The organism is Methylomonas sp. MK1, from assembly GCF_000365425.1.
In the GTDB taxonomy this organism is placed as follows: Bacteria; Pseudomonadota; Gammaproteobacteria; order Methylococcales; family Methylomonadaceae; genus Methylomonas.
Genome location: NZ_AQOV01000001.1, coordinates 2223184 through 2235454, shown reverse-complemented (window position 1 = coordinate 2235454; position 12271 = coordinate 2223184). Strand labels below are relative to the sequence as shown.

11 protein-coding genes are annotated in these 12271 nt (G+C 53.1%); 3 read left to right on the top strand and 8 right to left on the bottom strand.

Features of this window, described 5'->3' with window-relative positions; all coding sequences use genetic code 11:
* Window positions 1-32: 32 nt before the first annotated feature.
* Window positions 33-1274 (bottom strand): amidohydrolase family protein, encoded by a 1242-nt coding sequence (locus tag G006_RS0110505; RefSeq protein WP_020483143.1) that lies wholly within the window; start codon window positions 1272-1274, stop codon window positions 33-35.
* Window positions 1275-1792: 518 nt separating this feature from the next.
* Window positions 1793-4315, bottom strand: coding sequence for a TonB-dependent receptor (locus tag G006_RS0110500; protein ID WP_200860434.1), 2523 nt, complete (start codon window positions 4313-4315; stop codon window positions 1793-1795).
* 618 nt (window positions 4316-4933) lie between these two features.
* On the opposite strand from G006_RS0110500, the gene G006_RS0110495 reads away from it, so the two are divergent.
* Window positions 4934-5422: a TlpA family protein disulfide reductase gene (locus tag G006_RS0110495; protein WP_020483141.1), complete on the top strand. Its 489-nt coding sequence runs from the start codon at window positions 4934-4936 to the stop codon at window positions 5420-5422.
* 268 nt (window positions 5423-5690) lie between these two features.
* Here G006_RS0110495 and G006_RS26650 read toward each other — a convergent pair whose 3' ends face one another.
* Window positions 5691-6995: an amino acid permease gene (locus tag G006_RS26650; protein WP_200860433.1), complete on the bottom strand. Its 1305-nt coding sequence runs from the start codon at window positions 6993-6995 to the stop codon at window positions 5691-5693.
* 82 nt (window positions 6996-7077) lie between these two features.
* Between G006_RS26650 and G006_RS0110485 the strand changes: the two genes are divergently transcribed.
* Window positions 7078-7842, top strand: a complete 765-nt coding sequence (locus tag G006_RS0110485; RefSeq protein WP_020483140.1) for an exodeoxyribonuclease III — start codon at window positions 7078-7080, stop codon at window positions 7840-7842.
* Between the two features lie 71 nt (window positions 7843-7913).
* Window positions 7914-8459 (top strand): uracil-DNA glycosylase family protein, encoded by a 546-nt coding sequence (locus G006_RS0110480; protein ID WP_033194176.1) that lies wholly within the window; start codon window positions 7914-7916, stop codon window positions 8457-8459.
* A gap of 73 nt (window positions 8460-8532) precedes the next feature.
* Here the strand turns inward: G006_RS0110480 and G006_RS27755 are convergent, their stop codons facing one another.
* The 5 genes from G006_RS27755 to G006_RS0110450 form a co-directional block, all read right to left on the bottom strand.
* Complete coding sequence (locus G006_RS27755) at window positions 8533-8835, bottom strand: type II toxin-antitoxin system RelE/ParE family toxin (RefSeq protein ID WP_081607924.1); 303 nt, start codon at window positions 8833-8835, stop codon at window positions 8533-8535.
* Window positions 8832-9062 (bottom strand): addiction module protein, encoded by a 231-nt coding sequence (locus tag G006_RS0110475; protein ID WP_020483138.1) that lies wholly within the window; start codon window positions 9060-9062, stop codon window positions 8832-8834. Before G006_RS0110475 ends, G006_RS27755 begins: the two co-directional genes overlap by 4 nt.
* 119 nt (window positions 9063-9181) lie before the next feature.
* Window positions 9182-9619: a hypothetical protein gene (locus G006_RS0110470; RefSeq protein ID WP_020483137.1), complete on the bottom strand. Its 438-nt coding sequence runs from the start codon at window positions 9617-9619 to the stop codon at window positions 9182-9184.
* A 103-nt stretch (window positions 9620-9722) separates the two neighbouring features.
* Window positions 9723-10244, bottom strand: a complete 522-nt coding sequence (locus G006_RS27075; RefSeq protein ID WP_020483136.1) for a hypothetical protein — start codon at window positions 10242-10244, stop codon at window positions 9723-9725.
* Between the two features lie 502 nt (window positions 10245-10746).
* Window positions 10747-12141, bottom strand: a complete 1395-nt coding sequence (locus tag G006_RS0110450) for an efflux transporter outer membrane subunit (protein WP_020483133.1) — start codon at window positions 12139-12141, stop codon at window positions 10747-10749.
* Window positions 12142-12271: the final 130 nt, after the last annotated feature.

Here is a 12271-nt window from a genome sequence, read left to right as displayed (position 1 = left end):
ACGCGCTTTGGCGTAGCGGTAGTCTTTTAACTCTAACGTTGTTGGCCCGTAAAAAACGGCCGAGTCGCAAAGATGCCTTCCGCAAAACGTTTACCCTGCCAGGCCAAACTGCGTTTCAACACAAAATCGAAGCGGAAGGGGTGGTATTCCTGTAAGGCCAATAGCGGTTCGATGGCGTCTGCCGCCAGCAAGCCGGCTTTGGCAAAAGCTTCGGGTGAAATCAACGGCAAAATCCCGGTCAGGGGGTAGTCCGAGCCATATAACAATCGGCTATGCCAGCTTGTTTCCGTCAGCAAGGCCTTAATGACTTCCATGTCACGATTGCGCAAGGTAATCGCGGAAATATCCCCAAATAGCCTATCCTGCCATTGTTTATCGGTCATCAGCTTAGCAAACAAATCAAAGCTTCTGACTTCCCGGCCGTCTTCATCCACATCCGTGCCCAACGTCGCGCAATGGGCGATCACAACCCGGACGCCGGCATCGAGAGCCCGCCGCAAGCGCAACGGATTGCCGAACAAGGGCTGGTCGGCGCCATGCAGCGCATTCTCTTCACCACCGTGGGTAATGATCGGGATGTTCAATTGCGCAGCCGCTTTATAAAACCGGTCGCATTGCGGCGAAGCCGGGTCTATGCCCATCGCCGGCGGCAGCCATTTGACGGCACGCGCGCCGCTCGCCACGGCTTTTTCCAATACCGTCACGCAATCCTGGCGATAAGGATGAATGCTGGCCACCCATTCGAAGCGCTCCGGATAGGCTTGCGCCAGACTCTGAGCGTACTCATTGGGGACAAAAAATGCGGTATTGGCATGATCCGGGTCGCCGCTGGCGCCGTGGGCGCGGTCGAAGGCATACAGCATGACTTTGGCGCCCTTGGGCGTGGTGTCCATCAGTGCGCGTAGGCGATTGACGAATGCGGCGTCTTGGTCGGTGTCGGGGATGCAGGCTGCGTTGGCGTAGGCCCATTGTTGCAGGGTTTGCACCGGGTGCTTTAGCGGCGCGTGCATATCCGGTGTTTGCGTGATGCCGCTACCGCCGTCGCCGGAGCCGACGATATGCGTGTGGCAATCCCACCAGTCAGCCGGATTTATGCCTTGCCAGGCGGCGGTTTCCAGGGCTGATGTCGGCGTCCCGGCCGGATCGAGACACTGGTTGGTTAAGCGAAACAGTGCCGAAGCCGGCACGCTGGCGGTTGCCAGACCGGTTGCTGTCAGTTTTAGAAAACGGCGGCGGGCTAGGCTTAAGGCTGGCAGGCGATGGTTTGATTTCATGGTGTGTATTCTAGGTCGGACGCTGTGGCGATAGGATCCGAAAAATCAAATCGGTTGTAAAGAGGTTGGGGATGGGGTGGATGCTTTTGCCGAAATCCTATCTTGCCAGAATCGTCGGATTATATTCATTCCCGCCTGAAACGCGGGTGAGTCTTGGGTGTGTTGGACATGTCCGGAGAACTTTCAGATTCCTCAAATAAGCTCTGCAAGGCGTAAAGAGCTGTTGCTAGCTGATCATGCACTTAAATATCGTCGTTCCCCTGCGGGCGGGAGCCCAGTAATAATGCTGGATTCGTTACGCGGCCTAACGGCTCCCGCTTTTGCGGGACTGACGGCTACAGGGAGTTTAAAGGCCGGGTTAATAATTCGCTAAAGCCTTGTGTCCGGGAGTTTCGAGACCGGAAATATACCAGGGTAAATTTCCGCATTTACACTTGCTGATCGTTGAAGCCAGTATCTAAAGAACGCGAACCAAGTCAGTAAGACTTGGACGTCATAGATACTGGCCGTTTTCATCACTAGAAACTTATTGCGCCTTCAAGAAAGAACGTTCTTTGTGGATAAGGATGGAACACATAAGCCGTTTTGTCCGTCAGGTTGTTGATACCGAATGAGATGCGACTTTTCGCGGGTTTACCGAGCAAATCGTATTTGAAGCGGTAACTGGTTTTGAAGTCCAGGAAGAAAAATCCGTCTTGCGCGCCGAATACATTGTTGACGTGATCTTTGTTATCGATATCGTTGTATGAGTCGCTGGTATACCGGCCCGCCATCGAGACATCCAGTGCTTCGTTCACATGATAGGTCGCCAGCGCATTAAAACGCCATTCCGGCAAGCGGATACGTTCTTTGCCGGTCAGGTTAAAGCGAGTGAGCGAGCCATCCGCTTCTTGAAAGTTAATGTCCGGCCCGCCGTCTTCCACAATAGCGTTCATCCAGGTAGCGTTGAAATTAAGATCGAAGTCAGAATCGAGAACACGAGCCTGGTCATACACCAACTCCACGCCGGTAGTGCTGGTGGCGGGAATGTTTTGGAAGGCATTCTCTGTCAGGATGCCGGTTGCGCGTCTAACCTGTTGGATGGTATTGCGAATATCGTCGCGGAACACATTGACCCGCACGTAACCGTTATCCAATCCGTATTCGATCATGAAGTTATGATGCCAGCCGTCCTCCGCTTTTAGGTTGGCGTTAGCTGTTGTTATGCTTGTCGGCGATTGCAGGTTTTGATACATCTCGGCGATGACCGGGAAGCGGTAGGCGCGACCAAACGAATAACGGAATTTCCAATTGGACGGCTCAAATCCCAACGATGCTTTCGGGGAGATGGCATCGTCGCTACGATCTGACAATGCACGGTTAGAACCCACGCCACTTGACGCCAGCCACCATTCGTAACGCGCGCCCAATGTCAAATCCCAGTCTGGCGCAAAGTGATACGCGAACTGACCAAACATAGCATTGGTGGTTACTTCGCCTTGATTGCGCCGACCTATGGTTTCTGAGCCTATCTGATCGGCTGAATAGCTGTTATAGGAGAACTGTTTGAAGTTCATGTTGTAGTTGTCGAAGTGGTAACCACCCAAGAACTCCAACGGCTTCCAGCCTAAAAACTCCCGGGTGCTCAATTTCAGGTCGTAGTTTTTCCAATTGAAGTCGTCAAACACTTGCAACTGGCCCGTGTTTTGGTTGCGCGGATCGTCGGGATTAAAAAAAGCGGTTCTGCGCTCGTCTTTGATTACATCCAAGTAGCTGAACGTGGTGTCGATATCCCAGGTGTCGGTGATGGCGCCTTTAACCTGCATGCCGATTTGCATGGTTTGCCTTTCGTCATCGGACGGCCCGAAGCCGCTGTTCAACACGTTGAACGCTCTTCCCCCATAAACGGCGTCACGAGAGTTGTTATTGTTATCGCCGTAATAAGCGTTGCCGTTTGCAGAGGTCAGATAATTGCGCGGTTTTTCGGATTTGCGGGTACGTTCCTCGAACGCACCGGTAAAGATGGCCTGCAAATCCGGCGTGATGTCGTAACCTACTTTAAGTTTAACCAAGTCTGTATTGACCAATTCAGGGCCAGTGTCACCGTAGATGTAACTGGGAGTGCCGCGGGTGTCCAGTGTCGGTACTGCGCCATTTACTGCGGTCGTTACGCCGGTAGGATTGCGCAAACCGGTATTATCGATGAAGTAACTCATCGGCTGGCTTTCCGCTTCCAAGCGATTATAGGAAAGCAGCGCCGACCATTTATCCAGGCGGTTGCCGTACGAGAAATATTGCCGATTGCCGTCAAAGGTGCCGCTATCCGCGCCAATGTTCTCCCAAGGCTGCACGAAGTAGCTGGTTTCTCCGTAGTACTCTTCTTTCATCGGCATGTGAGTTTTGATATTTACCACACCACCGATAGAGTTGCCGCTGTATTCCGCGGAAAAAGGACCGTAAACTACGTCAACCGCGTCGATTTCGTTTGGGCCCACCATGGACCAGCGCGGCGCACCGTTGAAAGAAGCTTGCAGTTGATTGTGCAGGGGTAGGCCGTCGGCGTAAACCATGTTTCTGGCCGTTGAGAACATGTCAGCACCACGGATACCCAATACGCCATTGGGGTCGCCGATGTAGCGTTGGCGAATTTGCAAGCTGGGTTGGTACTTAACGGCTTCTTCAGTGGTTTGGGCGTTTTGCCGTTCAATTTCGGCGCGTGATAAGCGGGTGGATGGCGAGGTGAAATGCGAGTCTTTCGCCACTTCACCGGTGATCACCATTTCTTCCATCACCTCGTCTTTGGTGTTACTGCCCGCGGCAGGAGTTTCCGACGACACTAGTTTTGATGCTGTTTGGCTATCGCTAACAATGGACTGGTCCGTTGGCTTGGAAGCTTCTGCATTTTTTGCCGCATGTTTCGTCGCGTCGCCAGTACTTTTCTTCTGTGTTTCAGCGATGGCTAAATTGCTGGTAATGGCCAGCAGAACAGCAGTAGACAATAAAGAACGCATCGGCAATCTATGATGTGCTGATTTCTCAAGTGTTTCGGATTGATTTTTCACGTTTAATCTCGGTTGTAATTATTATTTCTGGATTATTGCTAAGTTTTTTAGCCTTCTGATCTAATCACTTTTAGCGATTCTCAGAGCTTGATCTTGCTGATAGCCAACAGGTTTTCCGGATAAAAGATATTCCGAAATTCCGGCAAGATTGGGGCCAAGATTAAATGGCTTTGATTTTATTGATAAATAATTAATAGTTGCGGCTTATTTTTAATAAACTGTGTTATTTGACTGATTTTTTGGTTTTTTTTGGGTGATACGCCTCGTTATTCCAAGACACTATGCTTGGGACCCATATCCTTTAAACCAGCGAGATATTTACAAGATGCTGAATAGTTAAATATTTTCAACAATTTGATGTGCACACCGGCTTATAAAAGATTGAGGTGCTTGCGTAGTGAAATTATTAAGTGTCTAGTCACAAAGGGTCAGGCATGCAGAAACAAAAAATAAAACTATGTTAAAAAACGATGTTCCGTGGATTGGATTTAGACGACAGCAACTTTGTCGTCACATCCTCCGTTTAGGCTTGAATGTCGTCCTAACTGGCGTTAAGGTGCTTGCTGATTTTGATGTCTACAATCGGCCTGCGATAGCAGCTTATTTAATAAGGATACTATGAACATAAGAACCATTCTGGTTGGTCTAGCTTTAAACCTAATTGGCAGTAACGCGGTTTGGGCGGATCAGGTCGAAATAAAACCCTTCATCCCCGGCAGTTACCAACAGATTTTGGCGGCAAGCCCCAATCAGCCTTTAATGCTGGCGATCTGGTCGGTGGATTGTCCATCCTGTCTGAAGGACATGGACATCCTAGGTAAACTGCATGAGAAACATCCGGCTTTGAAAATCGTCATGTTAGCCACAGATGACGCGGAAGCCTTGCCGGAGATTAAGCGGATTATTGATAGCCACAAGTTGGGCGGGCTGGAGAACTGGGCGTTTGCTTCGGACAATCCGGAAAAGCTGCGTTACGAAATCGACCCGGCCTGGTACGGCGAATTACCCAGAACTTATTTCTTCGACGCTGGCCATCAGCGTGTGGGAAAGAGCGGGGCGATGTCGCTGGAAGAATTCGAAGCGCAATTCAGTAAGTTGAAGATGTGATGTCTCTAGGGAAGCTATAAACAGCCCTCTCCCTCTGGGAGAGGGCTAGGCTGATGGATGTAAATAATTGGTTTTATTCCCCTCATCCCAACCTTCTCCCGGAGGGAGAAGGAGGTTTTTTAATTTTCAGAAGTCCCCTCCATAACTGAACTAGAGCAAAGGCAGGTATTAGCCCGTCTTTGCGGTTTGCCGCGAGCCATACCAGTAATAGACCGCAACCCCTATCAAATTCCAGAACAGAAAATACAGCTGGGTGGTAGTCGGCAGGCTAATAAATAGATACAGGCAGCCGATTATCGCAATCGGTCCGGTGAACCCAGGCCATGGGTGCCGAAAATTTCCGAACCAATCCCGGCTGCCTGCGCCGCAATAGCAGCATACAGACCGACACCGTGATAAAGGCCAGCAAAGTGCCGGCATTGGCCAGTGCGGCGATCTCGGCCAAGGGAAATAGGCCGGCGATAATACTGACTATGACGGCGGTAAATAACACGGTGCGCACCGGCATGCCGCGGTGCGAGACCTTGGCCAGACCGCGCGGCAACAAACCGTCGCGGGCCATCGCAAAGAAAATCCGGCTTTGCCCATAGAAAAACGCCAGCACCACGGTCGGCAAAGCAATTACCGCGGATGCCGCCAACCAGCGTGCGGCGTTGGGTTTGCCCAACTCGCGCAAAATCAGCGCTAAGGGTTCCGGGCTGTCGGCGAAGCGCTGATAATCCAAAGCACCCAGCGCCGCCACCGCCACGACGACATAAATCAGGACGCAGATCAGCATCGAACCGACAATGCCCAGCGCCAAATCGCGGTCTGGATTACGGGTTTCCTCGGCGGCAGTGGCAATCGCATCGAAGCCGTAAAAGGCGAAAAAGATGATGGCTGCCGAGGCCATCACCCCGCGCTCCACGCCGTCCGCACCCAGGGTCTTGATGAAGCCAAACGGCATGAAGGGCTGAAAATGGGCGACGTTCAACAGCGGCAACACCAGCGCGATAAACACCAGCAAAGCGGTGAGCTTTACCACCACCAATAGGGCATTAACGCTGGCGCTTTCCTTGGTGCCGACTAGCAGTAGCGCGGTGACGACCAGGATGATGAAAATGGCCGGCAGGTTGATCAGCCCGCCCAGTTCCGGGCCTTGCATCCAGTGCATCGGCACGCCTAGTCCTTCTTGCAACAGCGGCGCCGCGTAACCGGACCAGCCGACTGCTACCGCGCTGACCACCAGCGAATATTCTAAAATCAAACTCCAACCCACAAACCAGGCCGCCCACGCGCCGATGACGATGTACGCATAGGTGTAAGCGCCGCCGGCGGCAGGCATAAGCGTGACCATTTCCGCATAAGCCAAGGCTGCGCAGGCGCAAATCACGCCGGCGATGATAAACGCCAAAATCACCGCCGGCCCGGCTTTGGCGGCGCCAACCCCGATCAAGGTCAGAATGCCGGTGCCGACAATCGCCCCCACGCCCAGCGCAATTAGATGGGGCCAACTCAAGGCTGCGTTCAATCGATGTTCCGTGGCCACCTCATTCAGCGACGACCAAGGCTTGCGTGTGCGCCAGTTTTTCACGGTCCGGATCTCCTTTGTGGCTGGGCAATTGCCAAGCCGCTAAAATACCCGGCTACTTCAGTCAATTCAAACGGAATCGTCTATGAAAATCATCTCCTGGAATGTCAACGGCATCCGTGCCGTGCAAACTAAAGGTTTTACCGAAACGCTGGCCGCGCTCGATGCCGATTGCGTCCTACTGCAAGAAACCAAGGCCCAGGACGATCAAGTCAAAAAAGCCCTTGAAGGCGTGGATGGCTACCATCTTTACAGCAATTCCGCCGACCGCAAGGGTTATTCCGGCGTGGCGATATTGAGCCGGCAGCCGCCGCTGCAAGTGGTGCACGACATGGGCATCGCCGAGCACGACCAAGAAGGCCGGGTCATCGTCGCGGAATTCGAAACGTTTTATCTGTTGAATGTCTACGTGCCCAACTCCGGCGACGGCCTGGCGCGACTGGATTATCGGCAGACCTGGGACAAAGAGTTTTTGGCGTACATGCAAAAGCTGCAAAGCCAAAAACCGCTAATTGCCTGCGGCGATTTCAACGTCGCCCATCAAGCCATCGACATTGCCCGGCCCAAAGCCAACTACAACAAGTCTGCCGGCTATACCCAAGTCGAGATCGACGGCTTCAGCAATTTTGTTGAAGCAGGTCTAATCGACAGCTTCCGCCATCTGCACCCCGATACTGTGGCTTACAGCTGGTGGAGCTACCGCGCCAATGCCCGCGCCAACAACATCGGTTGGCGGATTGATTACGTACTGACCAGTCAGGCCTTGACCGGTCAGATCAAGGATGCCTTTATTCTGCCGGACGTGACCGGTTCCGATCATTGTCCGGTCGGCATCGAGCTGGCGCTTTGAACCTTAGCGACCGCCAATACCTGCTAGAGCAGCATCGTCAAACCCTGCTGGCCTGTAGCCGATGCCCGGCCATGGTCCGCCCGGTGGTCAGCGGTAAGCCGGTGTTGTCGCCCATCTTGCTGATCGGCCAGGCGCCGGGCGACAAGGAAGGCGCGCTCGGCCGGCCATTTGCCTGGACGGCGGGCAAGACCATGTTTAAATGGTTTGCGCAAATCGGGCTGGACGAAGCCTCATTTCGGGAGCGGGTGTATATGGCGGCGGTGTGCCGCTGCTTTCCGGGTAAAAATCCCAAGGGCGGCGACCGCGTGCCCAACTCGCAGGAAATCGAGCAGTGCGGGACTTGGCTGCAAGCGGAAGTAGAGCTGTTACAGCCCCAGTTGATCATCCCGGTCGGCAAGTTGGCGATACAGCAAATGCTGCCGGTCGATAAACTCAGCGACGTCATCGGTGGCCTGCATCGCCTGAATTTTCACGGCCACGACACCGACGTCATCCCGCTACCGCATCCCTCCGGTGCCTCCACCTGGCATCGCACTCAGCCGGGCGCCAGTTTGCTGGAAGCGGCGTTGGCAACCATTCAGGCGCATGCGGCCTGGCAGCGTGTTATGGCCGGTTGATTTTAAGTGCCTTCAATGGTTGGTCCTGGCGCATAACGTAAAGTTAACCGGAGCATCCGAATTGAACGCCGGGTTAGAAACTAATGGTACGACCGACCCAGTAACGAGGTTTCCGGGAATTATGTGAAGTTGCAAAAACGACTATGCCTTCGGCATCTTGTCGGTAGAAAAGCGAGAAAGGAAACCCTTTGAGAAAAACGTGCCTCGTATTTGAAGCTGATGGTGTCCCAGATAGCGGAAAAGTCAGAGCTCGGGCAGTTGCTTCTTCGACTGCTTTGGTAAAGCGGTCTCCTAAGCCCGGTTGTGCTTCGTTGTAATAAGCGACCTCAGCGAGAAATTCTTGGCGAGCTTCTGCGACAAAACGTGCTCGCTTCACTGGGTCATGCGCCTTGCTTCAGAAAACACATCCTCTGCCGGATAGGTCTGTAGCTCCCCCCTGTCGAAAGCGGCGGTGCGCTTCTCAATTTCTCGTTCCCACTCTGTTTCGATTTCGGATAGGGGGGTGTCATGTAGTGACTCAAGAAGAACCTCAGCAAGATGTGCTCGCTCTTCAGGCGAAAGTGAACATGCTTGTTTCTCTAACTCGACTAGTAACGCGGACATGGTGAATACTCCTTTGGCTGAGGCTAGGGTATTTTACGCTTGGCGTTCCCAGTTGTCTTCGTGTGGCCGCTAACGTAAAGCTAACCGCGCGGCACGAAAAGCTGAAAAATAAAACTGTATTACAACCGCGCTCCGGTTGAGCGCGATGTTAGATGATGCAACGAAACACCAGCCCACACCGCAAGTGGCAGTTCGATAAAACCCCAAATAACGGTTGTCACTGCGATGGTTGGCGAAACGTACCCGGCTAGCAGCATGCCCCATTGAACCCAGGCCCAAACAAGAAACCAGACGATAAGCCCTGTGACAATGCCCGCGTTACGGGGAGACACATGGGCAGGCTTGAATGTAATGGCGAGCCAGACAGAAAAAAACCCAAGAAGAATTAGCTTCAGTACGCCCTGCGCTGCGATGGCGACTGTTGGCTGGGGCAGGGCGAGTTGAGAAAATAGCTTAGCCCACTCGTCTGCGAGTAGTAACAGATTCAAGACTGCCTCACCTGCAACGATAAGCAACCCGGCAACAATACCACCGGCAGCTATTTGGAGAACCCTCATGAAAAAATCCTCTGGAAAAGATATTTAACGTAGAGCTAACCGGCGCTGCGCGGCTCTATCGCGCAGCGTCCAGCGACCGAAGGGAGCGGCCTTGACCGCAGTGTTAGGCATTGACAGCCTCGACATGCTTTGCGAGTAGTTCCTTGATGGAAGCGCGGGCGAGTTCAATGGAATAACCGCGAGCAACGCACTCAAAGGTGGTGTCGTGAAATGTAAGGATGAAGTGCCGTTTGCCCTCCATGTACCTTTTTGGGCCATGCCTCGGATGAACAGAATTCATCTTCTCAAGCTGCCGAATCCACTGAGAGTTCAGGATCTCGAAGGCGCCATACGGGCGAAGGCCTTTTGACGCCAGACGGTGACCAGCAAATGCCTCATCATTTGGCGGGCCAAACGTGTGAATAGATGGCCGCTCAAACGACACAACCGCAGCGGGTTCAACGGAAGACTCGACGCCGACCATACGCACATAGGTTCCATCCCAGTTGGGGTCCGGTTCGTCGACATAGAACAGGACAGCCAACGAGTGTTCAGTGGCAACAATTGCGGGGCATGGCGCACCAACGGATGATTGGGGAAAGCCTTCCAGAGCGACAACTTTTTCGGCGGATCGTAGAGAGAACATTGCGATGCTTAATGTGGAGTTGATAGGCGAAGCGTCCCTTCAAACGTAAGGTTATGTTGCTGAACCTGCATAAGGCCCCCAGTTGTTATAGATTGCAATGGTTGACCAAGTAACAAACAGGACCCCCGTCCCGACACCAGATATTAGATTGACATCCTTTTCTAGTTTATCTCCTCGTGGATAGTTACCTAGTGTGACCAACAATAGAAATATCCGTCCGAGATTGAACAGAAGTAAGCACCAAAAGATTTGCCAGAGTATAAATTTAATAAATTCAACAATTCCCTCAAGAATGCTATCCATTATTTACTCGCAACATAACTAAAATTAGGCGTCCTAAATGACGCAAAACATTGCGTCAAACTGCGGTCTAATCGGTTTGTTAAATAAAAAATTCATAGATTATCTCAATCTGTTATCAAAATTTAATCTATCCTAAGCTCCCTGACAAATACGTCAAATTCCGGGCGCTAGTTATTTCTATAGCCGAATTCTAATGTGTCTATGGCCCCGGCGCCAAGTCGGACAAATCAGTATTTTGTTCATTCAAAGACCAACCGCCACCCAAAGCTTTATACAGCTGCACCTGAGCAACCAGAACATCCAAGCGGGCCTGCACCCGGCTGTTTTCGGTGCTGAGGTAACTGGTCTGGGTGTTTAACAAGGCTTGATAGTCGATGGCGCCCAGCCGGTAGCGCTCCTGGGAGATGTTGTAAGCCAGGCGGGCTTGCGCGGCGGCGATTTCCAGGGCGCTTAGGCGGCGGCTGGAGTTGTTGTAAATGGAGGCGGCGTCTTCGACTTCCTTAAACGCCGTCAGCACGGTTTTCCGATAAATTTCCGCCAATTCCGCATTCGCGGCCAGGGCGTTACTCAACGCGCCTTCCAAACGACCGCCTTGAAACAAGGGTTGGGTCAAGCCGGCTGCCAGCGTCGCCGCGACCCCAGCGGGTTGCGGGTTGGCTAATACGCTGCCCAGGCTAAGTTGCAGTTTGGGGTAAAACCCGGCGCGGGCCACGGCGATGTCGGCATTGGCGGCAATCAATTGCATTTCTACTTGGCCGATGTCAGGCCGGCGTTGCAGTAGGTTGGCAGGTTGCTCGGCGGCGATGTCGGGCACGGTTAAGTCGGCGAAGCGGGCAGCCTCCAGCGCCTGGGTTTGCGGCGGATGGCCCAACAAAATTGCCAGGCTGTTTTCCGCCAGCGTTTGCTGTTGTATCAATAAATCCAGGCTGGCGCGGGCGTTGGCTTGCGCGGTGCGCTGCTGCGCAACTTCCAGTTCGTAAGCCGCGCCGGCTCGTTGCCGGGCTTCGATGATGGTCAAAATCGCGTTGACGGTGTCCAGAAAATCGCTGGCGATTTGCCGACGTTCCTGGATCGCCAACAGGTTGAAATACGCCTGGCCGACATCGGCCATCACCAACAATTGCAAAGCATCGCGGGCGAAGATTTGGCTGAGCATCAATGCGGTGCCGGCATCGCGTCTGGCGCGGTTGGCGCCCCATAAATCCACTTCGTAAGCAATGTCGATTTGGCCGCTGCTTTGCTGGCTATCGGTTTTGTTGTTGCGGTTGTCGCTGAAATCGCCGCTCAAAGTAGCCGCCGGCCACAACCCGGCACCGGCTATTTTCGCTTGGGCGCGGGCTTGGGCGACGCGTTGCGTAGCGGCGGCTAGGTCGTTGTTGTAGGCCAAAGCCTCGCGCATCAAACGGTTGAGTTGATCGCTGGCAAAGGCTTGCCACCATTGCGGATCGACGGTAGCCGAAGCGGTTTGCGCGGGTTCGTGCCATTGCGCCGGGGTTTCCACGTATGGGCGTTGGTAGTCTGTCAATAAATTACAGCCACTCGTCAACAGCACGGCGCCGGCAAATAGCAAGCTAACAGGCTTGATTAATCTCATTCTTGAGTCCAGATTGGGCGTCATTCCCGCGAAAGCGGGAATCCAGTGTGATAACTGGGCTCCCGTATGCGCCGGAGTGACGAGTCCAAGGAATTTAAGGGAACCTCTAAAAATACCCTCTCCCTCAGGG